The 25,345-nt window shown below is 33.2% G+C and carries 16 protein-coding genes and 1 pseudogene; 5 read left to right on the top strand and 12 right to left on the bottom strand.

The genetic code is table 11. The features are described 5' to 3' along the window. Nucleotides 1-28 precede the first annotated feature (28 nt). Together CHRY9293_RS10040 and CHRY9293_RS10035 are read left to right on the top strand one after the other, a co-directional pair. On the top strand, nucleotides 29-1,657 hold the full coding sequence (locus CHRY9293_RS10040; protein ID WP_162032856.1) for a M1 family metallopeptidase: 1,629 nt from the start codon (nucleotides 29-31) through the stop codon (nucleotides 1,655-1,657). Nucleotides 1,658-1,788: 131 nt separating this feature from the next. Further along, nucleotides 1,789-3,645 carry a M61 family metallopeptidase gene (locus tag CHRY9293_RS10035; protein ID WP_162032855.1) on the top strand — a complete coding sequence of 619 codons (1,857 nt, stop codon included), beginning with the start codon at nucleotides 1,789-1,791 and terminating at the stop codon, nucleotides 3,643-3,645. A 53-nt stretch (nucleotides 3,646-3,698) separates the two neighbouring features. On the opposite strand, the gene CHRY9293_RS10030 is transcribed toward CHRY9293_RS10035, so the two are convergent. The 4 genes from CHRY9293_RS10030 to CHRY9293_RS10015 all read right to left on the bottom strand — a co-directional run bounded on the left by CHRY9293_RS10030 (nucleotide 3,699) and on the right by CHRY9293_RS10015 (nucleotide 7,774). Then, the gene (locus CHRY9293_RS10030) at nucleotides 3,699-4,877 is read right to left on the bottom strand and encodes a sensor histidine kinase (RefSeq protein ID WP_162032854.1); all 1,179 of its coding nucleotides are present in this window, start codon (nucleotides 4,875-4,877) and stop codon (nucleotides 3,699-3,701) included. Between the two features lie 6 nt (nucleotides 4,878-4,883). Beyond that, on the bottom strand, nucleotides 4,884-6,257 hold the full coding sequence (gene dacB, locus CHRY9293_RS10025) for a D-alanyl-D-alanine carboxypeptidase/D-alanyl-D-alanine endopeptidase (RefSeq protein ID WP_162032853.1): 1,374 nt from the start codon (nucleotides 6,255-6,257) through the stop codon (nucleotides 4,884-4,886). A gap of 266 nt (nucleotides 6,258-6,523) precedes the next feature. Further along, nucleotides 6,524-7,216 (bottom strand): dipeptidase PepE, encoded by a 693-nt coding sequence (pepE, locus tag CHRY9293_RS10020; protein WP_162032852.1) that lies wholly within the window; start codon nucleotides 7,214-7,216, stop codon nucleotides 6,524-6,526. 63 nt (nucleotides 7,217-7,279) lie between these two features. Beyond that, nucleotides 7,280-7,774 (bottom strand): YdeI/OmpD-associated family protein, encoded by a 495-nt coding sequence (locus CHRY9293_RS10015; protein ID WP_162032851.1) that lies wholly within the window; start codon nucleotides 7,772-7,774, stop codon nucleotides 7,280-7,282. A 146-nt stretch (nucleotides 7,775-7,920) separates the two neighbouring features. Here CHRY9293_RS10015 and fsa point away from each other — a divergent pair, with 146 nt between their 5' ends. Next, complete coding sequence (gene fsa, locus CHRY9293_RS10010; protein WP_162032850.1) at nucleotides 7,921-8,574, top strand: fructose-6-phosphate aldolase; 654 nt, start codon at nucleotides 7,921-7,923, stop codon at nucleotides 8,572-8,574. Nucleotides 8,575-8,869: 295 nt separating this feature from the next. Here fsa and CHRY9293_RS10005 read toward each other — a convergent pair whose 3' ends face one another. Together CHRY9293_RS10005 and CHRY9293_RS10000 are read right to left on the bottom strand one after the other, a co-directional pair. Then, on the bottom strand, nucleotides 8,870-10,753 hold the full coding sequence (locus CHRY9293_RS10005; protein WP_162032849.1) for an FISUMP domain-containing protein: 1,884 nt from the start codon (nucleotides 10,751-10,753) through the stop codon (nucleotides 8,870-8,872). A gap of 1,010 nt (nucleotides 10,754-11,763) precedes the next feature. Continuing rightward, nucleotides 11,764-13,629 (bottom strand): fibrobacter succinogenes major paralogous domain-containing protein, encoded by a 1,866-nt coding sequence (locus tag CHRY9293_RS10000; RefSeq protein ID WP_162032848.1) that lies wholly within the window; start codon nucleotides 13,627-13,629, stop codon nucleotides 11,764-11,766. A gap of 707 nt (nucleotides 13,630-14,336) precedes the next feature. On the opposite strand from CHRY9293_RS10000, the pseudogene CHRY9293_RS18995 reads away from it, so the two are divergent. After that, nucleotides 14,337-14,587: pseudogene (locus CHRY9293_RS18995) on the top strand (IS982 family transposase); the annotation flags it as partial. Nucleotides 14,588-14,607: 20 nt separating this feature from the next. Here the strand turns inward: CHRY9293_RS18995 and CHRY9293_RS09995 are convergent. The 6 genes from CHRY9293_RS09995 to CHRY9293_RS09970 form a co-directional block, all read right to left on the bottom strand. Then, nucleotides 14,608-16,491: an FISUMP domain-containing protein gene (locus tag CHRY9293_RS09995; protein ID WP_162032847.1), complete on the bottom strand. Its 1,884-nt coding sequence runs from the start codon at nucleotides 16,489-16,491 to the stop codon at nucleotides 14,608-14,610. Between the two features lie 190 nt (nucleotides 16,492-16,681). Further along, nucleotides 16,682-17,653, bottom strand: coding sequence for a hypothetical protein (locus CHRY9293_RS09990; RefSeq protein WP_162032846.1), 972 nt, complete (start codon nucleotides 17,651-17,653; stop codon nucleotides 16,682-16,684). Between the two features lie 753 nt (nucleotides 17,654-18,406). Beyond that, complete coding sequence (locus CHRY9293_RS09985; RefSeq protein ID WP_162032845.1) at nucleotides 18,407-20,302, bottom strand: fibrobacter succinogenes major paralogous domain-containing protein; 1,896 nt, start codon at nucleotides 20,300-20,302, stop codon at nucleotides 18,407-18,409. Between the two features lie 390 nt (nucleotides 20,303-20,692). Continuing rightward, nucleotides 20,693-21,595 carry a GLPGLI family protein gene (locus CHRY9293_RS09980; RefSeq protein WP_162032844.1) on the bottom strand — a complete coding sequence of 301 codons (903 nt, stop codon included), beginning with the start codon at nucleotides 21,593-21,595 and terminating at the stop codon, nucleotides 20,693-20,695. Nucleotides 21,596-21,646: 51 nt separating this feature from the next. After that, complete coding sequence (locus CHRY9293_RS09975; protein ID WP_162032843.1) at nucleotides 21,647-23,506, bottom strand: M56 family metallopeptidase; 1,860 nt, start codon at nucleotides 23,504-23,506, stop codon at nucleotides 21,647-21,649. Nucleotides 23,507-23,931: 425 nt separating this feature from the next. After that, nucleotides 23,932-24,297, bottom strand: coding sequence for a BlaI/MecI/CopY family transcriptional regulator (locus CHRY9293_RS09970; protein WP_122547541.1), 366 nt, complete (start codon nucleotides 24,295-24,297; stop codon nucleotides 23,932-23,934). A 327-nt stretch (nucleotides 24,298-24,624) separates the two neighbouring features. Between CHRY9293_RS09970 and CHRY9293_RS09965 the strand changes: the two genes are divergently transcribed. Then, nucleotides 24,625-25,206: a hypothetical protein gene (locus CHRY9293_RS09965; protein WP_162032842.1), complete on the top strand. Its 582-nt coding sequence runs from the start codon at nucleotides 24,625-24,627 to the stop codon at nucleotides 25,204-25,206. Nucleotides 25,207-25,345: the final 139 nt, after the last annotated feature.

The following is a 25,345-nucleotide window of genomic DNA, read 5'->3' as shown; positions in this document are numbered from 1 at the left end:
TATTTTTGATAGATTAATTAATTTTCAAATGAAAAAGATTTCCTATATATTGTTTTTCACTTCAGGTATTGCCTTTGGTCAATTCTTTGAAAAAGATAAGGTGTATACAAAACAAGATACTTTAAAAGGGTCTAATACAGAATTTAGAAATTTTTGGAACGTCAAGAAATATGACCTTTCCATTGAACCTGATTTTGACCATAAAAGTATTAAAGGAAATAATACCATTAGTTTTGAAATCGTCAAAGATATAGACAATCCTATTTTTCAGATTGATCTGCAACAACCAATGAAAGCAGATAAAGTAGAAGCTAGTTTTGCTATTAGTGAATATAAGCAAGAGGGAGATTTTATTTTGATCAACACTAAAAAGAAATTTAAAAAAGGAGAAAAATATACTATTGTTGTTACGTATTCAGGGAATCCAACAATAGCAAAAAATGCCCCTTGGGATGGAGGATGGATTTTTACAAAAGATAAAAATGGAAACCCATGGATGAGTGTTGCAGATGAAGGAATTGGCGCATCGATCTGGCTTCCTACCAAAGATATTTGGAGTGATGAACCTGAGGATGGAATTGTAATGAAAATTATCACCCAAAAGGATTTGGTAGGAGTAGGAAATGGAAGATTGATTGATAAAAAAATAGAAAAAGATAAAGCGATTTATACTTGGCAAGTAAAAAATACCATCAATCCCTATTCCATTATCCCTAATATTGGTAAATATGTAAATTTTAAAGATATATACAATGGTGAAAAAGGGAAATTAGATCTTGATTATTGGGTATTAGATTATAATCTGGAAAAGGCAAAAAAGCAATTCGAACAGGTTAAACCCATGCTCTCTGCATTTGAATATTGGTTCGGCCCCTATCCTTTCTATGAAGATTCTTATAAGCTTGTTGATTCTCCTTATTTGGGAATGGAACATCAGAGTAATATAGCTTATGGAAATGGATATCAAAATGGATATCGCGGAATGGATTTATCTGGTACGGGCGTGGGCTTACAATGGGACTATATTATTATCCATGAAAGCGGACATGAGTGGTTTGCCAATAATATTACAGCAAAAGATCAAGCTGATATGTGGATTCATGAATCTTTTACTATGTATTCAGAAGTTCTCTTTACAGAAAAGTATATGGATAAAAAATCTGCTGATATATATGCTATAGGGATCAGAAATAAAATAGAAAATGACGTCCCTATTATCGGAAAATATGGAGTAAGAAATGAAGGAAGTGGAGATATGTATCCCAAGGGAGCTAATATGCTGCATACCATTCGTCAGGTTATCAATGATGATGATAAATTCAGAAAGATCTTAAGAGGATTGAATAAGGATTTTTATCACCAGACAGTCACCACAGAGCAAATTGAAAATTATATTTCATCCCAATCTGGGATAGATTTTTCGAGTATTTTCAATCAATATTTAAGAACTATACAAATTCCCACATTAGAATATTCTCAAAATGGTAATAATTTGAAATTCCGTTATGTCAATGTGGTTAAAAATTTCAATTTACCCATTAGAATAGGCAGTAAACAAACCATTATACCCAACGAGCAATGGCAGACCATTCAATTAAAAGAAACTTCTCCAGTAGAGTTTGATAAAAATTATTATATCAATTATAAAAAAGTATAACAAAGATCATAAGGACAAAAACAGTATTCTGTATTTTGTCCTTATTTTTTTATATTTTAAGAAAAAATTAATATTCATATACGTAACAAATTGATTTTTATAACAACTATTTAATTATAAATTAAATTTAAATGAAAAAATTAGCATTTAGTTTAGGGCTTTTAGCTGCTTTTGCGGTGAATGCTCAATCTATAAAAACCACTATTGACTTGGTCAACGTGAAGGATGATAAAGTAGCAGTTACTATGGAGTTTCCGAAAATGAAGTCCAAGGATGTAAAATTTCAGTTCCCTAAAACAGTTCCCGGAACCTATTCTGTAGATGATTATGGCAGGTTCGTTGAGGGGATCACATTTTTTGATAATAAAGGAAAAGAGCTAACCTATACAAAAGTTAGTGATAATACATATTCCCTTAAAAATGCGCAGAATTTAGCTAAAGTAACTTACCTTGTTAATGATAGCTTTGATGAAGAAATGGATACTTCAAAACATAAAGCAGTATTCTCTCCCTCGGGAACAGATATTGAACAAGGGAAAGTTTATATGATTAATACTCATGGATTTATTGGTTATATTGATAATATGCAAGATGTTCCTTATCAACTGATCATCCAAAAACCGACAGATTTTTATGGAACGACAGCTTTAGTTGATCAAGACAAATCCGATTCCACCGATACTTATACGTTGGCAAATTATGCCAAAGTTACCGATTCTCCTTTGATGTATAATAAACCTGATTATATTAGTTTTAATGCGGGAGGAATGGACCTCGTTCTCGGTGTATATTCACCAACAGGTAAATACAAAGCTTCTGACTTTAAAGATAATCTGGAAAAAATGGTGGTTGCCCAAAAGAAATTTTTGGGTGATATGAATACCAATAAAAAATATGCTATTCTCCTTTATTTATCAGGGGGTGATGGCCCTCATGTGAAAGGTTTCGGAGCATTAGAGCACCATGAATCCACAAGCGTTGTTCTCCCTGAAATAATGCCAAAGGACGCTATTGATAAAACGATTACTGATGTTGTTTCTCACGAATTTTTCCATACCGTAAATCCTTTAAAAACCCATTCTGAGGAGATCCATTATTTCGATTATGCAGATCCTAAAATGTCTCAACATCTATGGATGTATGAAGGGGGAACAGAATATTTTGCCAATTTATTTCAAATACAAGAAGGTCTTATTAATAAGGATGAATTTCTCCAAAGGATGGGTGAAAAAATTGCCAATTCAAAAAATTATGATGATACCATGCCTTTCACGATAATGAGTAAAAATGTACTCCAAGAACCTTATAAAGATCAATATAGAAATGTGTATGAAAAAGGAGCACTTTTGACAATGTGCCTGGATATTGAACTAAGAAAATTGTCCAATGGAGAAATGGGATATCGTGATATGATTAGAAAACTCGCACAACGATTTGGAGAAAATAAACCTTTTAAAGATGATAAACTAGTTGATGAATTAGTATCTATCACCGGTTATCCTCAAGTAAAAGATTTTTACAATAAATACATTGCCGGAGATCAACCTACCCCTTATGAGCAATATTTAAATATGGTAGGTGTAGAAATTGACAAACAAGAGACTGCTCCTATATTTTGGTTCATCAAAGATCCTAACCAAACCGGTTATAATGAGAAAAATAATACTTTTATTTTTGATGAAGGCTCTGCTCTATCCACATTCTCTAAAAAGATTGGATTCAAAATTACAGATGAAGTAGTGGCTCTAGACGGTAAAACAATCAATATTCAAAATGTACAAGAATTTATTGGTTATGCAAAAACAATCAAAGAAGGACAAAACGTCACCCTTACTGTTCTAAGAAATAATGGTGGTACAACAGAAAAAATTGATCTTAAAGGTCAGGCTGTATTAGAAAAGCTTACGATGGAAACCCTTCGATATAAAAGCAACCCTAGTCCGGAAGAAAAAAAGCTACAGGATCAATGGTTAACAGGAAAGAAATAATAAAAAGCGAGGAAAAATTTTCCTCGCTTTTTTCTTTTATAAGATTATGATTTCTACTCTATTTCACTTGTTTTCTTAAATGATATTCTGAAAATAGTGCCTTTTCCCACGTCCGTTTGGGCAATTTTAATATCTCCATTATGATATTCTTTTATAACTCTTTTTGCTAATGACAACCCTAATCCCCAACCTCGTTTTTTAGTCGAATAACCTGGTTTAAAAGCACTTCTTGCTTGTTGTTTTGTCATTCCACTTCCATTGTCTTTTACTTCAATCAAAATATTTTTATTTCTTTCATAAACGGACAATTTTAATTTTCCTTCTCCTTTCATCGCGTCTACTGCATTTTTTACCAAGTTTTCAATCACCCAACTCATCAGAATTTTGTTATGGGGAACCAAAATATCACGACTCGGAAGATAAAGATTGAAATTAATTTTATTTGAAATTCTTGATTTTAAATAATTATAGTTTTCCCGAACTGTTTCATTAAAATCCATATCATTTAATTCCGGAACAGAACCAATTTTTGAGAACCTTTCTGAAATAGTTTTTAATCTTTCAATATCTTTCTCGATTTCATGCACGCCTTCAGAATCTGGATTTTCGAGTTTCATTATTTCCATCCATCCAATCATTGAAGACAATGGTGTTCCTATCTGATGTGCGGTCTCTTTTGCTAGTCCTACCCAAAGATATCCTTCATCTGTTTTTTTGAGTGTTTTAAAAAACCAAAAAGAAAAACCAAAATACAGAAGGATAAAAAGTCCTAGAATATAAGGAGAATAGCGCAAATTATTTAATAGATGTGAATTGTCATAATACACAAATTGATTATTCCCATCCGGAACTTTGATCTCAATAGGTGTATAATTTTTCTCCATCTCTTTCATTAAATCACTCAGCTTTCGAGGATCTTTCAGGGTCACCTCAGGAATATTTCTATTAAAGCCTAAATCCAATATAGGTTGTTTATTTTTATCTGTGACAATAAAGGGTATATTATTATTAATATTGAGAATCTCAGGCAATAAATCTAACACGTCTGTATCCGGTGCTTTTACTTCTTGCTGAATTCTAATCGCTTTGGAAAGAAGATTAATCCTTTTAATTTCTTCTTTTCTTAAATAATTAATCAACGATGTAGAAGCAATTACAATAATGGCTACGACAGCCGTCATTACAACAAAGATAATCCAATTATTAAGCCTGGAAATTATTGACTTTCTCAAAGTAATTTATTTTAAGATATTTAAAATTTTCTGCAATTCCATACTCCCACTTCCTTGATAATTATTAATAATGATTGAAAAAACATATTTCTCTCCGTCTTTGGATGTATGATATCCTGCAAAAGATTTAGTATCTTTCATGGTCCCGCTTTTCATTTTCATCCCATTGTCCTGTATGGGAAAACCTTCATAATAAACATCAAACCAGGGTTGTTTTTTTGCGTATAGAAGTGCCTGAACTTCAGCTTTTGCAGAGACATAATTTTGAGGCGAAAGTCCACTTCCATCTGCAAAGTTGATCATACTTTCTTGAATCCCTTTAGATTTCCAAAAATCCTTAAGGTACTCTACTCCACTTCTGAAACTAGATTCTCCTTTTTTCTCTTTTCCTATTGTCTTAATGAATACTTCTCCATATAAATTCACACTCTTTTTTAAAAACCAATATACCATTTTATCCAAGGTTGGTGAATAGTATGTAAAAATCACATTATCTTTGGGAGCTATCAAAGGCTGATTTCCGTCAATTTCAATTTGTGAGCTAGTGATAACTTTTCCTTCAAAATCAATTCCCGATTCTTTCAACCATTGCCTTATCTCCACTCCTAATTGTAACGGAGGGTTAGGTGTTGCCCCTGAAACGGTTGTTGTTTTTCCTGCAGGTAACATCCCATTAATCAACGCCGTTCCAGAGTGTGGGGCTGTAAAAATAAGGCTTTGATCAGAGTTTCCTCCTGTTTTCAAGTCATTAAGCCATTTTACTCCTTCTAAAGGGTAAGAAAACCCTTTAAACGTAGTTCCGTTTACATTCACATCAAATTGATTTTCTCTCCAATTAATTCCCCAAACTCCAGCTCCATAATAATTACCAAGATCGTCCCAAGGCCAACCTCCGGGAATCGTCTGATGGTCAAAATAAGAATCATCTATAATGAGATTCCCCGAGATCTTTATAATTCCGGTGTTTTTAATCGCTTCTATAAATTTCTTTTTAAAGTTTTCCGGTTTATAAGAGTCGTATCTTCCGCTTCCCAGTGTAGGATCACCGGTAGAACTCACAAATAGGTTTCCGTTCAGTGTTCCTCCCTTTATATTTCCAGAATAGCTAGAAGTCGTTTTATAAGTATAATTCTTACCCAATATCTCTAAAGCTGCCGCTGCAGTAAAAATTTTCTGTGTAGAGGCAGTAGACAGTCCTTTATTTCCTTGATATTCATAAATTAAACTTCCCTTTTCATCAGAAACATAAAACGATAAATTAGAAGCCATTGCTCCTGAAGAATCCATTAAATCTTTTACCCCCTTATCCAGTTTTGATACCGTATTTTGAGCCACAAGGATATGTGCCGAAAATAAAAGAGTTGCTCCTATTTTATTCATTATAATATTCTGTTTTTAATAACCATTACATTCTATCTAAACAACTAATAATTTCCATCATTATTTTTCTTCAAATGATGCTATAAACTTATGAAGTGTTTCCCTACAATCAATACAAAAGAGGCTGTCTCAAAAGGTAAACTAACGCTTTGAGAATTCCTTAAATGACAAAAGTTGTCAGAGAGGAGTCCGAGAGAGGGGGACCTTTTGAGACAGCCTCGATATTGGCACATTGAGAATACTTTTGTATCAAATAACTTTAAGAATTACAATTCACTTCCCTCATTGATCTCGTAAGGCTCATTTCCTGGTTCAAAAATTCTTGTCCATTCACTTCCTTCCACCGTAATTCTATTTCCTACTCTTCTAATCCAATTTCCTTCTCGAAGTCCTACCACTTTTATATCATTTTGGGTTAAAAACTCTTTAATCCGAGTTTCTCTTGTTTCACCATTATGCTTTAAATTAGGATTTTGGTCCAGATAATGTGGGTTAATATTAAAAGGAACAAGCTCCATACAATCAAAACTAGATGGATATACAATCGGCATATCGTTTGTAGTTTTCATATTTCTCCCTCCAATATTACTTCCTGCACTACATCCAAGATAAGGTTTACCACTTTCAATATTATGTTTTAAAACATACATCAGCTCTTCATCATGTAAAGTCTTAACCAATAAAAAGGTATTTCCTCCGCCTGTAAAGTATGCTTTTGCATTATCAATAGCCTCTTTTTTATTTTCAAATTCATGTAGACCTTTTACTTTGATATTGATTGTTTTAAAAAAAGAATTGGCGATAGCTGTATAATCATCATAAGAAATTCCTCCCGGTCTAGCAAATGGAATAAAAATAATTTCATCAATTCCTTTATATAATTGGATCAACTCTTCTTTTAAATATTCTAGATATTCTCCACCGAAAAGTGTAGATGTTGAGGCTAATATAATATTCATTTTTAAGTATAAATTATGCGTTTATGTATTAACTATTGATTTATAAATTTTATTTTCTGGTTTTTATTCTTTTTTTATATTCTTACCAAAAAAGGCGGCTTCACCACATAAGTATCGAATGATTTTTTCAATATTTCGTTGAATGCTTTCCTGCGTTTTTAGATTATTTATATAACGGATTAATTCCAATTGCCTAGAAGGTGTTAGCTTTTCAAAATTACTTAACGCTAAAGAACTAGCTTTAATCGCCACCTCCAAATCGGGATGAATACAAATTATTCTCCCAGAAGAATCATATTCTATAGACACTTCTAATATCTCACCTATTCTTTTAGGAGAATCTTTTAGCATAGTCAAATTAATATATAACCTCCATTCTCCAACATATTTCATCAAGTTTTGCCTGAAATCATTACCATTTACTGTTCCTTTTACGGGAATGGGACTTTTATTTTTTCCTGCTGTCTCAAAAATGCGAGATAAAATGTCTTCAGGGATAAAAATAAAAGGATTAATTCCAATAATATCCAGCTTTGCAGTAAAATGGCTGTTCGTCATAACACAAATTTACATTTTTTATTCATTCTCTGTAGCGTATAAAACATAGGTAGAAATAATTCATCGCGCTGATCTAAAAAAATTAAAGTTTCGCACTCACGAAGGATTCATTATCTTTGTAAAAAAATAAATCTAAATAACAAAAAATGAAATTTTTTATTGACACTGCCAATTTGGAGCAAATTAGAGAAGCTAAAGATCTTGGAATTCTAGATGGAGTAACGACCAATCCTTCGTTAATGGCAAAAGAAGGAATTCAAGGGGCTGAAGCTATCAACAATCATTATAAAGCAATTTGCGAAATTGTAGATGGCGATATTTCTGCCGAAGTATTGTCTACTACTTATGAAGAAATGATCAAAGAAGGTGAAGAATTGGCTGCTATTCATCCTAATATTGTAGTAAAAATACCTATGATAAAAGATGGAATAAAAGCATTAAAATACTTTTCTGATAGAGGAATCAAAACTAACTGTACACTGATCTTCTCTGCAGGACAAGCTCTTTTAGCAGCTAAAGCAGGAGCTACCTATGTTTCTCCTTTTCTAGGAAGGCTTGATGATATTTCTACAGATGGATTAAACCTTATCCAAGAAATCAGATTAATTTTTGATAACTACTTATATGAAACTGAGATATTAGCAGCTTCTATCCGCCACTCTATGCATATTATTGATTGTGCTAAAATTGGCGCTGATGTGATTACGTCACCTCTTCCTCCTATATTAAGCTTATTGAAGCATCCATTAACAGACAATGGATTAGCACAATTTATTGCAGACTCTAAAAAACTAGCTTAAAAAATAAGCCTTAGATAAAAATAAAATCCTGAGACATTAAGTCTCAGGATTTTTAAATTCCATTTTTATATCTATTATAATATCTATTCTACTTTTTCTCTTCAAAGCAATAGAAACAAATACAATCTAACTTTTTATAATATAAAGTGTCCGACAAACTATCAGCCGTCGAACACCTTCTTTATATAATTTAGTATAAAATTATTCCGTAATACAATGTATAGAATAGCCATAAAAAATCCGGCAGTTTAATTAAGCTGCCGGAAAACAATTTACTAATAATATAGGAATAAAATTATTCTGAAATACAACGAATTGCCAAACCGGAAGGCTTATAATCTGCACTAACACTAAGTCCTCCAGTACTACTAAAATACATACTTTGAACTAAATAAGATACTGTCGTTTCAGTACAACTCCAATAAGATCCCATACTTGCACGCGCATTTAGTGAACCGTCACCATTTCTTCGATAACCATTAGCCGGAAAAGTTAATTTACTATTACCACAAGTTAATACTGCTGCTGCCGTAAAATTAGATGGATCCCCATTACCATTATTGGAAAAAGTTCCAATTGAAATCCGAGTGGTATTATTAATTAAGCTATTCCATTCTATATTTGCAGGAATTCTAAACCCTGTAGGACAAGGATCATTTGCCGTTTTAACTGCCCCCCAAGAACCAATAGGTGCACCAACCGTATCCCATCCAACAATAGGACTAAGAGGTGTACTTACATTCGCCACAGGATCTTTTTTACCCCATTGATAATAGTTTCCATGAAGACCCGAAGATACCATTGTAGTAGGATTAGGATCCAAACTAGTATCGGCTCCTAAGTTATGCGCCATCCAAACTCTTGTTGTACCATTCCCCATACACATGGCAACAGTCGTACCCGGAGATACTGTTTCACTTACATTACATGGAGGAGTACTACCAAAACTAATCGGAATTGACATCGCCCCTGAGGCTGTGGCAGAACCTGTCACATTATATACAAAATTACCATTACCCGATGCTAATGTCCCTGAAGGTAAAGTGAATGTTAATCCATTCTGAGTAAAAGACTGTTGAGGATATAATGCTCCATTCCCTCCTGTATATGGGACAGTAAGAGTTCCTGTATAAGCTTCCCCTTGAGTAAGGGCATTAGGCACGAGTGTAGCTGAGGTACATTCCAACGAAACAACACTTGCCGTAAAATCATCTACCTCTACTGTAACTGTACAAGATTGCTCTCCTACAGTAATATTAAAGCTTGCTGTACCTGCAGCTGATGCAATACCCGTAATTGTAAATACCAAATTACCATTCCCATTCACCAAGCTCCCTCCATCTAAGTTAGCTGCTAACCCCGTAACTCCCGTTGAATTAAATGAAGCGGCTGGATAAGTTCCTCCATTTCCACCAGTATAAGGAACCGTAACGCTAACCCCACTTAATGCCACTCCTGTATGGACAACTCCTGCAGTCACTGCACTTGTACACTGAAGATCTGCTATATGGCCTGTTGCTACATTAGAGGAACACAAAGATCCCCAATTAGGAACTCCGGGATCTTGGGAATCATTAACCATTAAGCATCCTGAATTATTAAAACAGTCAGTACAAAATACAAAGAGCCCGTAAGCAGGATTTGCAATCGCATTCATTTCAGTTTTTAACATTCGTGGGAAAAGAAATCCAGTTTGAGTACTTGTAAGATCAAGGATTGCTGAAGGATTAGGAGAAACAATTCCCATTCCTATTCTACCTCCTGTAAATCCTAAATTATTACCATCCATAGTCATGTGGCGAGGACCTGTTAATATTCCATCTGTTCTATAAATAGTACTTCCACTCCCCAATTTCACCCATTGATCAAGATCCCCATGATAATAGTAGAATCCAAAATCATCTACATGGGCTGTCTGACCTACTCTATTAGCTTCATCTGCAGGAGCAGTAACGAATACTATAGCTCCATATTGATTAGGTCCATAAGTACCTGCTGCTATGGCAGCAAATAAAGCATTCCCAGTTAATCTAGGAGGAATAACTCCTTCCGAAGTGCTTCCATCTGTTTTCTTGGCCGTAATTTCAAGTGTAGCATGGGGGGTAGGATTATTAATCCCCACTTGCCCAAAAGAAAACACACTTAAAAATATTAAAATAAGTAAATTAGTTTTTTTCATCATAATTAATTTTATAGTTTTAGTTTTAGTTTTAGTTTTAGTTTTAATAAAAATAGAATACTTAAATACAAATAACAAATACTTATGTAATTGCTATAAATTCCAATTAGTATTGAAAACTTATAAAATAGACCATAAGTCAGAAGACTACGTTTATATTAGAGACATTTCAAATAGTATACAACCACTAATCTATCTTAATTATTTTAGTCTAACCTGAATATTATAATTTGTCCTAAAATTCAAAGAGCTATAGTCTATTCTGGAATATTCTCATATCCTTTTGTTGTAATTTTCAGTATAGAGTTTAGAGAGGAATTATTAATCCCAACTTATCCAATATACTACCATATCACAAAAAAAATAAAATTATTATTTTTAACAATATTAAATAATAATTTAATAAATATTACTTAAACACATTTATAGTAAACACAAATATACACTTTATATATATTATTTTACATTAAATATTTAGTAGTTTTAAAACTACTAAATAGTAATATAAAAACTATTAAATATTTAGTCATTAGAATAGAAAAATGAATAAAAATCATTAGCCCATTTTTCTAAAGTAGATGATAAAAACTTTACATTATTGAAATATTGAATTCAACTATTCAAATGAAAACATAGCTTACAGCATACAAATAAGTAAATTATCCCTTTGTACATTATGATTAAAATGGCCGTATTTTGATTGAGGAAAAAGGGAGATTTATCTCAAAGTTTACAGCTTAATCCAGATTGATACTCTAAAAAGGAAAAATCAAAAAATATATAAACCTCATTTGTGTGTATTCAAAAATGAACAAAAAGGATTGAAATTTTATTCTCCTAACTCTGAGATCCGTTTATACTCAGAAAAAATATGCAAAAACATTTTTTGGTTTTAGAACTAGAATCATATCAAAAATCACCTGTATAAGCATTATACAAGTGATTTTTGATATAAATATTAATAAAATAGCATTGTTTAAAATGCAATAATGGATATATTTAGTATAAAATTATTCTGAAATACAACGTACAGACCACCCATAGAGACGAGAGCTATTGCTAGCTACTCCCCCATACACTGTATCAAAATAGTATTGACCTGTTGTACCAAGTTCTGTACTTGACTGATAATACGAATTAGCTCCCCGATAATCTAGGTTACCAGCAGTTGGTTCACGATAACCCGCCGCTGGAAATGTCAGCTTATTACTTCCGCAAGTAAGTACATAACCAAATCCAAAATTAGTTGGACTACCTCCAGTTGTACCTATTGTAGTTCGAGTAGAATTATTGACTAATAGATTCCATTCAGTCCTTGTTGGTACACGGAAACCTGTAGGACATGGATCATTTGCTGTATTTTTTGCTGGCGCTAATTCACTTCCACTCGCATTCCAAGAAAGATTAGGTGCTGGTGTAGTATTCCAACCACTAATTGCTCCAGGTGGAGTATCAGGATCAGCTACGACATCAATTCGCCCCCATTGATAATAGTTACCATTAATTCCTTTCACAGGAATATCAGGATTTAAGCTCGTGTCAGCCCCTACATTATGCCTAGCCCAAGCCTTACTAGAACCACACATTACCACTGAAGTTCCTGCAGATACTGTCATATTCACATTACAAGAAACACTTCCAAAACTGATTGGTACACTCATTGGGCCAGACGCTGTAGCCGCTCCTGTAACATTATATACTAGATTACCATTCCCCGTAGCTAATGTACCGGCAGGAAGAGTAAATGTTAAACCATTCTGAGTAAAGGACTGCTGAGGATATGTATCTCCATTTCCTCCTGTATAAGGTACTGTAAGGGTTCCTGTATAAGCATCCCCTTGTGTAATCGTATTAGGTGAGAATACAGCTGTACTACACTCCAAAGTGATAACACTCGCTGTAAAATCAACCACAGGAATACTAAGAGTACAAGATGCGCCTCCTACCGTAATATTAAAACTTGCTGTACCTACTGCTGATGGAGTTCCCGTAATGGTGAATATTAAATTCCCACTACCATTTACCAAACTACCTCCATCTAGATTAGCAGTTAAGCCCGTAACACCTATTGAATTAAATGCCGCCGAAGGATAAGTACCTCCATTTGCTCCCGTATATGTAATAGAGCTACTTACTCCACTTGCAGCCACTCCCGAATGTAAAGTTCCTGAATTAGTAGCAGAACTACATTGAAGATCTGTTATATGACCTGTAGGCACATTCGACGAACACAAAGATCCCCAATTAGGTATTAACGGATCTTTGGAATCATTAATCATTAAGCACCCTAAATCATTAAAACAATCCGTACAAAATATCTGAAGCCCATGAGCAGGATGGATAATGGCATTCATTTGAGCTTCTGTCATCCTGGGAACAAGAAATCCATCTACAGTACTCGTAAGATCCAAAATAGCTGAAGGGTCCGGAGATGCTATTCCCATTCCTATCCTACCCCCCGTAAACCCTAAATTATTACCATCCATAGTCACATGTCGAGGGCTCGCCAAAGTTCCATCTGCACTATAAATACTAGTACCATCCCCAAGTTTTAACCATTGATTTTGATCTGCATCAAAATAATAATACCCTTTACCATTTACATGAATAGTTTGCCCTATTTGTTTATCATTATCAGCGGGTAAAGTAACATACACAATAGATCCGTTTTGATTATTCCCATATATTCCTAATGCTATAGAAGCAAAAAGAGCATTTCCTGGAAGGCGCGGAATGATAAGACCTTCCGAAGTACTTCCGTCTGTTTTTGTAGCTGTAATTTCCAGTGTAGACTTGGGTGAAGGATTATTAATCCCCACTTGTCCAAAAGAAAATGTACTTAAAAACATTAAAATAAGTAAATTAGTTTTTTTCATCATAATTAATTTTATATTTTTAGTTTTAGTTTTAATAAAAAAATTGAATATTTAAATACAAATAACAGATCCTTATAATATCGTTGCTATAAATTCCAATTAATATTGAAAACTTATAAAATAGATTATAAACGTTTATATTGCAGTCATTTCAAATAGTATATAACCGCTAATCTATCTCAATTATTTTCGTCTAACTCGACTATTATAATTTGTCATAAAATTCAAAGAGTTATAGTTTATTCTGGAATATTCTCATCTTCCTTTTGGTATAATTTTAAGTAAAAAGTTATTAATCCTAATTTATCCCATAAACGCCTTTATCATAAATAATAAAATTATCATTTTCCATAATATTAAAGAATAATTTAATCAATATTAATAAAACACCGTTATAAATCACACAAATATACATTTTATACATATTATTTTACATCAAATATTTAATAGTTTTAAAACTACCAAATAGTAATATAAAAACTATATTTATTTAATTATTAGAATAGAAAATGAATAAAAATCATTAGCCCATTTTTCTAAAGTAGATGATAAAAACTTCACATTATTGAAATATTGACTTCAACTATTCAAATGAAAACATAACTTACAGTATACAAATAAGTAAATTACCCCTTTGTACATTATGATTAAAATGACTGTGTTTTGATTAGGAATAAAGGGTGATTTATCGCAAAGTTTACAGCTTAATCCAGATTGATACTCTAAAAAGAAAAAATCAAAAAACATATAAACCTCGTTTGTGTATATTCAAAAATGAACAAAAAGGATTGAAATTTTATTCTCCCAACTCTGAGATCCGTTTATGCCCAGAAAAAATTATGCAAAAACATTTTTTGGTTTTAGAACTAGAATCATATCAAAAATCACCTGTATAAGCGTTATACAAGTGATTTTTCATATAAATATTAATAAAATAGTATTATTTAAAATACAATAACGGATATATTTAGTATAAAATTACTCCGTAATGCAACGTACAGAATAACCATTAACTCGATTATTGTACACGTCAGGATTCACTATAGTATTTTCAAAACGTAAATTCATAGCTTGACTTGCGTTAATAGATCTCTCTGTACTGCTCCAATAAAGACCTTGAGCCCCACGATTAGCCAAAGCTCCATTAGCTGAGCTTCTGTAGCCCGTTGCAGGAAGCGTTAATTTATTCGTTCCACAGCTATATATTAATGCTGAGCCAAAATTAGTGACTCCCACTAAAAATGATCCCATTCTACTCACACTACTATTATTACTTAATGCCACCCATTCTGCTCTTGTTGGCATTCTGAAACCGGTAGGACATGGATCATTTGTTGTATTTTTTACCGGTAAGTCTTCTGTTCCCGTATTCCATGAACCATCTGGTGCAATAGCTGTATTCCATCCTACAATAGCTGCCGGGTCAGTAGAAGCGTTAGCTACCACTGTATTTCTTCCCCATTGATAATAGTTTCCGTGAATTTGCTGAACAGGAACATGAGGATCAAAGGTGGTATCAGCTCCTAAATTATATAGCGACCAATCCTTAGTTACTCCAGGTCCCATACACATTTCTACTGTCATTGCAGTAGCAATAGTAGCACTTACATTACAAGACGTACTACCAAAAGTGATAGGAATTGTCATTGCCCCGGAAGCAACAGCAGATCCTGTTACATCGTATACAAAATTACCACTCCCTGTTGCTAAAGTTCCTGCCGGAAGGGTAAATGTCAATCCATTTTGAACAAACGATAGCTGAGCATAAGGTTCGCCGTTTCCTCCAGTATAAGGAATTGTAAGGGTTCCTGTATATGTTTGACCTTGGGTAATTATCCCAGGTGAAAAAATACCACTATTACATTCTAAGGTAAGAACGCTCGCTGTAAAAGGATCAACTTCTATTGTAAATGTACAAGACTTTCCGGCTACTATGATATTAAAACTGGCTGTCCCCGCTGAGGAAGGAGTCCCTGTAATGTTAAATGTGAGCGTCCCATTCCCATCAAGTAAAATATCCCCGGCTAATTTAGCACTCAAACCAGTTACGCCTGTAGAATTAAAACTCGCTGAAGGATAAATTCCACCATTTCCTCCCGTGTAAGGTACTGTAGTTGTAACGCCACTTGCTGCAACTCCTGATTGTAAAGTTCCTGAATTAGTAGCACTTGCACATACAAGACTAAGTACGTGACCAGTGGATATATTAGAAGAACATAACGATTCCCAATCAGGTACAGCCGGATTATTGGAGTCATTGATCATCAAGCACCCCAAATTATTAAAACAGTCCGTACAAAAAACAAGAAGTCCTTGCGCAGGGTTTGCAATAGCGTTCATCTCGGCTTCAAGCATCCGAGGAGTGAGAAATCCATCATCTGTACTGACAAGATTTAGAATCGCTGATGGATCAGGATTAAAAGTTCCCATTCCTACTCTTCCTCCTGTAAACCCTAAATTATAATTACTCATACCAAAATGGCGAGTACTTGAAAATGTTCCATCAGAACTATAGAAGTCACTATCATTTCCCATTTTCCTCCATTCATTACTAATGGCATCAAAAAAGTAAAAACCAGGAAGATCGACTCTTACTGTTTGTCCTACTTGATTACTTACATCACTCGATTCAGTAACAAACACTATAGTACCATTTTGAGCCGGGCCATACGCCCCTGAAGCTATTGCTGCAAACAATGCATTTCCTGTAAGCCTGGGAGGAAGAAATCCCTCAGGGGTACTTCCATCTGAATTTTTTGCTGTAATGTCAAATGTGACTTTTGGAGAAGAATTATTAATCCCCACCTGGCCAAACGAAAATGCACCTAACAACATAAAAACAATTAAATTAGTTTTTTTCATCGTATATTATCTTTTAACTTAAAAAAGTAAATTTTCATTGAAAACACAAAAACCGAAAACTCAATCAACAATACATACATATTGATAAATAATTATAACACCTCATATCATTTAAATTCTTTCAATTATTTTAATATGTAAAATCATCATTGTAAATACGGTGTGCTAAAAAGTTAATATGGTAGGCATCTTAACTAACTGCTACAGTAACCGTACAAGTTTTTCCTGCTACCGTAATACTAAAGCTTGCTGTTCCTGCCGCAGAAGGAGTTCCAGTAATCGTAAATGTAAGATCACCATTATCGTCCTGTAAAACACCTCCCACAAGATGGGCATTTAAACCAGTTACGCCTGTGGAGCTAAAGTTAATTGAGGGGTACGTTCCACCGTTCCCTCCTGTATAAGGTACCGTAATAGTAACTCCACTTGCAGCGACTCCTGATTGTAAAGTTCCTGAAGTAGTAGCACTTGCACAAGCAAGATCATTGACATGCCCAATCGGCACATTTGTAGAGCAAACCGATCCCCAATTAGGTACAGTTGGATTATTTGAATCGTTAACCATCAAACATCCCAAATCAGTGAAACAATCAGAACAGAAGACTACAAGTCCCTGTGCCGGATTCGCAATAGCATTCATTTCAGATTCAAGCATTCTGGGAGGGAGAAATCCAGCCTCAGCATTAACCAGATCTAACACAGCTGACGGGTCCGGATTAAAAGTCCCCATTCCTACTCTTCCTCCCATGAACCCTAGATCATAGTTATCCATGGTAACGTGACGAGTACTTGACAATGTCCCATTTGAATTGTAGAAATTACTACCGGTTCCAAGTTTCCACCATTGATTATTATCTGCATCAAAATAGTAATACCCACGGTTATCCACTCTAATAGTTTGCCCCACTTGATTCCCTATGTCAGCCGGTTCAGTAACAAAGACTATCGTTCCATTAAGCGTTGCATCATACATTCCTGTTGCTATTGCCGCAAACAATGCATTTCCCGTCAGTCGAGGAGGTATAAATCCCTCAGAAGTACTTCCATCCGAATGCCTAGCTGTAACATCTAGGGTTGCTTTTGGAGAGGAATTATTAATCCCCACCTGTCCAAATGAAAACGCACTGAATAGTATTGAAACAAGTAAATTAGTTTTTTTCATCGTATATTATTTATCTTTTAAATTTAAAAGTATATTTTCCATTAAAAACACAAAAACAGGTAATTAAATCAACGGCAAATCTACATTAACAAATCATTATTAAATGCCGAAAAACTGTAGTTTTATTACTAACACTATGTCGAATTTAATTATCTAGATTTAGAAGATATTATATTCATTTAAATATCAAACTATTACCTGTATTTTATGAGGAAACATCAACGTTTAAATAGCCATTAAAACTTCTAGAATAGAGTAAATAGATATCTTTTTTATTAGTCAAAAAAGATATCATAAAAAATCCAGCAATTGTTTACTGCTGGAACTCATTAAAAATTATTCTGAAATACAACATATAGAAAAACCATAAGATCGGAAGGTATTTACAACAACTGTATTCTCAGAAGTTTCCAAATAGTAGAAAGCTGTTGATCCACTTTCTGTATTTGTATGGTAATATCAATATTATCCTACCCCCCGTAAACCCCAAATTATTACCATCCATAGTCACGTGCCGAGGACTCACCAAAGTTACATCTGCACTATAAATACTAATCCGTCCCCAAGCTTTAACCATTGGTTTTGGTCTGCATTAAAATAATAATACCCTTTACTATTTACATGAATAATCTGTCCAACTTGTTATGTTTTAATATTATTTTGGTAGCATTAAAAAGGGATTGCCTTATAGACAATCCCTTTTCACAAATAAATATATAATTAATGAAATTAAAATACCTCAATTTTAAGACATTATTCTGAAATACAACGAATAGGATATCCATCACTACGTTCCCCATTATCATTTGACAATATAATAGGGGGATTAGGATTACCAATAATATACATATTATAAGCCGCCCCCGGAAAACTTCCAAAAATTGTATTACTCCAATAAAAGCCTTGAATTCCTCTATTTTTCAGGAGACCGGTTAATTGCATACGAGCTCCCGCCATAGGAAGTGTCAATTTATTGGCTCCACAAGAAAACACTATTGCAGATGTAAAACTTCCCGTAGTAAACGTTCCCACTTTACTTACGGTGTTATTATTACCTAATGACTGCCATTCTGTGATGGTAGGTACTCGGAATCCTGAAGGACAAGGATCGTTCGCTGTATTTTTAATAGGTGCTGCCTCTGTTCCCGTATTCCAAGAATCATTTGGGGCTGGGGTCGTATTCCAACCACTAATAGCCCCTGAAGGAGTATCCGTATCTGCTGCTACAGCAATCCTTCCCCATTGGTAATAATTTCCATGGATTTCCTTAACAGGAATATTAGGATCTAAGCTTGTATCAGCACCAAGATTATAGGTTGCCCATGCTCTGTTTGTATTACCACTCATACACATCATTACTGAATTCCCGGTCGCTACAGTAATGTTGGCATTACAAGAAGCACCTCCAAAGTTGATGGGAATCACCATAGCACCGGACGTTGTGGCCGTCCCTGTTATATTATATACTAAATTACCGTTACCTGCCACCAATGTTCCGGCAGGAAGAGTAAACGTTAATCCGTTTTGAGTGAAAGTCTGCTGAGGATATGGAGCTCCGTTGCCACCAATATAAGGTATTGCAAGCGTTCCTGTATAAGCCATTCCTTGCGTAATAGTAGTTGGTGAAAATACTGCACTACTACAATCAAGCGAAGTCACACTCGCTGTAAAGTCAACTACAGGAATATCAAGAGTACAAGATGCGTCTGCTACTGTTATACTAAAACTAGCGGTCCCAATTCCAGAAGGTGTTCCTGAAATATTAAATACTAAACTTCCATTTCCATTAGCTAAATGATCCGAATCTAGGTTAGCTTTCAAGCCTGTAACACCCGTTGAGTTAAATTCAAGGGCAGGATAAGTTCCCCCGTTTCCTCCAGTATAGGGAACAGTAACAGTTATTCCACTTGCTGCAACCCCCGAATGCACAGTCCCCGAAATAGATGCGCTCGCACATTGGAGATCAATAATGTGCCCTGTAGGTACATTTGAAGAACATAATGAACCCCATTGAGGTACCAGAGGATCTAAAGAATCATTCAGCATTAAACAACCCAATGTTCCTCCTCCAAAACAATCTGTACAGTAGATAACAAGTCCATGGGCTGGATTAAGGACTGTATTCATTTGAGCTTCGGTCATCTTTGGCGGAAGAAACCCAGCATTCTTACTGAAAAGATCAAGGATAGCTGATGGATCTGGGCTCACAGTACCTATCCCTATTCTACCTCCTACAAATCCTAAGTTATTTGTATTCATATTCACATGACGGGCGCTAGGCAAATGACCATCCAAATTATAGATGTTATTATTACTCCCTATTTTCCACCATTGATCAAAATGTTCATTAAAATAGTAATACCCCATAGCATCTACCCTAGTCGTTTGCCCTACTTGATTATCTTCAGATGCCGCTTCAGTCACAAATACTACAGCTCCATGTTGATCTGTTCCATAGGCTCCTGTTCCCATCGCCTCAAACAAAACATCTCCTGTAAGTCGGGGAGGAAGAAACCCTTCCCGGGTGCTTCCGTCTGAATTTTTGGCTGCAATATCTAATGTGACTTTTGGCGAAGTATTATTAATCCCCACCTGTCCAAACGTAAAAACACCCAATAGCATACAAACAAATAAATTAGTTTTTTTCATCGTATATTATTTATCGTTGATTTTTTTCAAAAAACAGAAATGTTATTTTTTAATAAAAAAGAAATATATTATTAATTTTTTCAATCGCAAATATACATTAATACTTAATTTTCAGATATTTTTGAGAGTAGTTTTATTACTAATATTTACAGTAAAAAAACTACAGTGAATTTTATAAAAACCCTTGATAAACTAAGACCTTATGCTCAATAAAAAGAGACTAAAAATAATTAAACCCAATTATTATATATCAATACATTTCTCTTCTTATCGGATTTTATGCCCCATCCCAATATAATCTTATTGAAAACTATTATAAGCTTTAGTTAATAAAATGAAAACTGGCTGAAAAGTAACTTTTCAGCCAGTTCAATTAGAAAAATATGTTAATTAATTTACTAAATCGGGTTCAATTGGATTGTTATTTTTTGCTAGTGTTTCTTTTGTTCTTTTTTCCAATTCTCTAAAAACTTGATTAGGATCTGAAATTTCCTTTCCATCCGAAGTCTTTACCTTGAAAGAAACTTTCGAATTATCGGTATTTTTCATCATCATTTCTCTCATATTTTTAGTAGGATCATTCACATAAGCTTTCCATACTTTTTTAAACTGATCTTTTGTCACTTCAATTTCCTTGCCTCCCATACCATACACTCTCATATTTTGAGGTAATTCCAATTCTTTTTCATTCGAAGAAGCTTGCAAAACAGTTTTATTTCCTATCAAAGTCATGGTATGTGATCCCGTTGAATCTTCAATTTTTATAATCAATCCAGGCAATCCATAAAATTTGTAAGGGCCATCTTGAAAAGGAAGATCCGTACAAAACCAGGCAGTCCACTCTCTTCCTCCATAAACTGTTGTTGCTTTCTGTGCATTATATTCCCCGATTTTTTGTTTATCAGGAAGGATTTTCCATTCAGGTTTTTTATCTTCTTTTATTTTATATTGGTCGGTTGCTATATTTCTGAAAAGATAAGTATTAAAGTTAGGATATTGTTTTATAACTTTATAAGAAGTAATCCCTGGATTCTCTCTTCTATTTACGCTAATATTTCCAGAAAAAGATTTTAATTGTTTTTCTAGCTCTACTTTTGAAATAGAATCCGAAACAAATTTATCTCTACTATAATAGCTAGAGCCTTCTTTATCAATATCCAGAAGCATCATTTCAGTTTTTACCTCTTCCCTATTATTAGAATCCGGAATAAATTTGTATTCGTAAAAAAAACGGTTAACTTGAGCTTGCCCTAATACACTCATCAACAGAAAAAGTAATATCGTATTTTTCATGATTATTTGTAATAAAAAGTACGGTGATCATTTATAAACTAAAAACAGTATTTATAGTTTGGTTTCGATTTTTATTTTACCAGTAACTTTACCATTATCCGAATTTTTAGTAATACTCACTGTCGACACTTCGTTAGGTTTTAAATTATTCATTTCCTCTTTGGTAGACTCTTTCCCGTCAATAAATATTTTCATATCCCCTTCAACATCATATTTAACGCTATTTACTCTAGGTGTTACTAAAACAACATCTTTCCCTTTCTTCATAAAGTCTGAATTCAAACTTATTTTAGGGGTATTGGGAGTGCTGAAATTTGTATTGCCATTATAAATATATACTCTTCTAGCTTCTGCCGCTGCTTTTTCACCTTCTCTTCTAGCTCTTTCTCCTTGTTCTCTTGCTTTCTGTCCCTCTTCTTCCGTTTTTAATCCTGCTTTTCTAGCTTTTTCGCCAATTATTTTTGCTTTTTCAGCCTCAAGTTTAGCTTTTTTCTTCTCTATTTGGGCAATTTTTCTTTCTGTTTTTGCATCTTTTTCCAGTTTGTCTATTTGATCTGGTGTCCATTTCATATCCCGTGTATACATATATACCTTAGGAGGATTGGATGTATAAGGTACGGGAGGAGGAGGCGTAAGCGGATATTCTAAATTAACCTCAGGTATTTCTGGAATATCAATGTTTAAATTTTCTAACTCTTTTACATGATCTTTCCATTCCTTTGACTTAAAATATTCATTAATTCCCATTTCTTTGCCATTCACTTTTATAGCCATTGTTGAACGGAGATTATCAATATTTGCTATTTCTTCCGATAGACGTCCGATTTCCTCGACATACTTTTCGAATTCTTTTGTATTGGAATCTAATCCTTTCAAAGATTTACTTTTCTCTTCGATCTTTTTACTTAATTCTGCAATTTTTTTATCGTCATCAATATTTTTATTAGGCTTTGGAGTAATTACCTCTTCTTTGTGAGGTGTATTAGGAACAATTGTATCTTTTTTTATTTGAGAAACAGCTTTTTCAATAGCTATATTTGTTTCTTTAATTTCTTTATTCTTCGCATTTACCAAATAGGCAAAAGCTACAGAAAATAAAACCGGTAATGCAAAAATTCTTCGCGCATATCCGAACTTGGTTTTTGGTTTTTGTAACATTTTGAGTCGTTTTTTTAAATTAGAACTTAGAAACGGACTAGTGGCAGGCAACTGTGTTCCGGAAAAGTGACTCGCCAAAAGCATCTGCGCAAATGCTTTAGTATCCGATTGTTTTACAGCTTTTTTATCAGCCAAATATTCGTGGATTAAACTAATTTCTCTCTTTAGGATATGAAAAAATGGATTATACCAAAAGATAGAAGTCGTAAATTCTACTAAAATCTTATCAAATGAATGTTTTTCCTCAATATGAACCATCTCATGTTGTAAGATCTGTTTTCCTACATCCGAATTCAACATGATTGAATCCTTCCAAAAAAGGTTCCGAAAATAAGAAAATGGAGCTTCTGTAAGATTGGTGCTGTAAAAATTAACTCCATCAAAATTTTCTTTCTGAAATTGTTTTTTAAGTTGCTGAATTCTAATCATTCCACAGATTAACCTTCCTAAAAAACAAAGAGAAATCAAACCTAATACTGAAGCTATCACTCCATAATAGGTCCATTCATTATTATTGTCTACTGTGTTAAAGCTTTGTACTTTATCTATTAACCTATATATATCATTACTTACTTCAATCGTAAAATCATCTATTTTAATTAAAGGTAATAATAAGGATATGGGTATTACTGAAAGCAAATAAAATCTATTATAATGATGAAATGTTTTGTCTTTCAGTGAAATATAATAATATCCTAGCATTGCCCCTGAACAAACAATTACTTTTATTGAATACATAAAAAATGCTTCCATGTTTACGTTTTTATTGGTTATGATAAGTATTATAGGTAGGTACATTATAACACTCGCTAAAAGTTAGAGATAATTTTATTCTAAAAAAGTTTTTGTATTCTTCTTATTAGAATTCTAATTAGGATTAAAAAAATCTCTCTTCAATACTTTTTAAACTATACTGTTTTAGTTGAGTTATTAAAAAACAGATAGAAACCAATCCCAAAGTTGAAAGAATAATTCTAAAATAAATGTAGTCATTATTTAAGGTTTTAATGGTTTTTACATTTTTCCACTGTGTCTATCCCTTCTATATTTCTCTCAATAACCCATCATCTATTCATATCATAAAAAGGCCAGTTTCTTAATAAACAACTTATAGCATAAAAGTATTACATCCAGACCCTATATTTAAAAAATATAAGAATAGAGATAAACTTCTAGAGTTAGTTTTTATTTTTAAATTCATTCAATAACATTTCAAGATCTTCCACTGTCATTTCATTTTTTTCTACCAAAAAAGAAACTGCACTTTTGTAAGAACCTTTGAAATAGTTTTTAACAAGACTTTTCATTGTTTTTCCGGAATATTGTTCTTTGGAAATAAGTGGAAAGTACTCATGCTGTCTTCCATATACATTATAATCTACAAATTCTTTGTCTTTCAAAACCTTTAAAATAGTAGATACAGTATTCGTATGCGGTTTAGGTTCAGGAAAAAGATCAAGAATATCTTTAAGAAATCCCTTTTCAATTTTCCATAGATATTGCATTACTTGTTCCTCTGCTTTTGTTAAAGTTTGAATCTTCATGTTTTTTATTTATTTACTCGTTGAGATTGCTATTTTTTCATATCACTAATAAATTAGTTATACAAATGTATAAATTAATTTAAATAAAACAACTATTTTTTTAGTGATAAAAGAAATTAAACTACAACATATTGATTATCAATTACATATTTTTAATTAAAATTTATTAATTTTTCAAAGCACTTATTTTATTACCTATTTGATTAATATAAAAGAGTCCCATTTCAGCATAATTTCTTAAAACATGTTAATTTTTATTAAAGAAAATTAAAATGGATTTGTAAGAACTGAGAAAATATATTTATTTTAGTGCTTTAAAAATTTCTTATGAAAAGATATAATTTATTGATTGTACTATTATTACTTATTTTTAACGTCACAAGTGCTCAAAAGAAGAGCTCTCCTGCTGCAGATTTTAGTGCCGTAAGAGAAACTAAAACAAAAATTGAAAATACAGTTCCTTTGGTAGTACAGCATTTACAAAATATTGCTACAAAGGAGGGGAACAACAGCATTCTCTTAAATGGTAAAGCAGCTTTAGGTAAAGAATATGGAATTTTGGAGTCTGAGTGGCGTTTATATAGAGGAAATATGAATAATTGTATTCTCAATAATTCTTCAAAAAAAGCAAAAAAATGCATGGAATATCACACTCAATATTTAAGAAATACTTTAATAAACTACAATAATTATATCACAAACCTTACGCGAAAAAATGGGTATTTAGGAGTTGAGGGAGATACTAAATTTGAATTTAATCCTTCTGAAATTGCAACAAAATTATCAGAAACTTATTTCAATGCTAGTTCAGCGGCGGCTCGTATGAAAGGAAATCAAAAAACAGAATTTTTAGAGCAAACTATGGCTGAAGACATTAAACTCACGCCCTTTAATCAATTAGCAAAATAAATAATTTTATTATGACTAGTCCTAAATAAGCGTTACAGATTATTAGGTTAAAAATACTAATATTTTATGAGATATTTGTCGGGCTAGTCCGACAAATATCTTTGTTTTTATAGGTTTTTATTTTTACACAATCTTGTTT

This window comes from Chryseobacterium potabilaquae (assembly GCF_902728265.1).
GTDB lineage: Bacteria > Bacteroidota > Bacteroidia > Flavobacteriales > Weeksellaceae > Chryseobacterium > Chryseobacterium potabilaquae.
The sequence above is the reverse complement of the archived record's forward strand: the minus strand, read 5'-3'. Positions and strand labels throughout refer to the sequence as shown.

Coding starts and splice junctions, on each gene's coding strand:
- CHRY9293_RS10040 (WP_162032856.1), top strand. CDS start 29: ATGAAAAAGATTTCCTATATATTGTTTTTCACTTCAGGTATTGCCTTT.
- CHRY9293_RS10035 (WP_162032855.1), top strand. CDS start 1,789: ATGAAAAAATTAGCATTTAGTTTAGGGCTTTTAGCTGCTTTTGCGGTG.
- dacB (WP_162032853.1), bottom strand. CDS start 6,257: ATGAATAAAATAGGAGCAACTCTTTTATTTTCGGCACATATCCTTGTG.
- pepE (WP_162032852.1), bottom strand. CDS start 7,216: ATGAATATTATATTAGCCTCAACATCTACACTTTTCGGTGGAGAATAT.
- CHRY9293_RS10015 (WP_162032851.1), bottom strand. CDS start 7,774: ATGACGAACAGCCATTTTACTGCAAAGCTGGATATTATTGGAATTAAT.
- fsa (WP_162032850.1), top strand. CDS start 7,921: ATGAAATTTTTTATTGACACTGCCAATTTGGAGCAAATTAGAGAAGCT.
- CHRY9293_RS10005 (WP_162032849.1), bottom strand. CDS start 10,753: ATGAAAAAAACTAATTTACTTATTTTAATATTTTTAAGTGTGTTTTCT.
- CHRY9293_RS10000 (WP_162032848.1), bottom strand. CDS start 13,629: ATGAAAAAAACTAATTTACTTATTTTAATGTTTTTAAGTACATTTTCT.
- CHRY9293_RS09995 (WP_162032847.1), bottom strand. CDS start 16,491: ATGAAAAAAACTAATTTAATTGTTTTTATGTTGTTAGGTGCATTTTCG.
- CHRY9293_RS09990 (WP_162032846.1), bottom strand. CDS start 17,653: ATGAAAAAAACTAATTTACTTGTTTCAATACTATTCAGTGCGTTTTCA.
- CHRY9293_RS09985 (WP_162032845.1), bottom strand. CDS start 20,302: ATGAAAAAAACTAATTTATTTGTTTGTATGCTATTGGGTGTTTTTACG.
- CHRY9293_RS09980 (WP_162032844.1), bottom strand. CDS start 21,595: ATGAAAAATACGATATTACTTTTTCTGTTGATGAGTGTATTAGGGCAA.
- CHRY9293_RS09975 (WP_162032843.1), bottom strand. CDS start 23,506: ATGGAAGCATTTTTTATGTATTCAATAAAAGTAATTGTTTGTTCAGGG.
- CHRY9293_RS09970 (WP_122547541.1), bottom strand. CDS start 24,297: ATGAAGATTCAAACTTTAACAAAAGCAGAGGAACAAGTAATGCAATAT.
- CHRY9293_RS09965 (WP_162032842.1), top strand. CDS start 24,625: ATGAAAAGATATAATTTATTGATTGTACTATTATTACTTATTTTTAAC.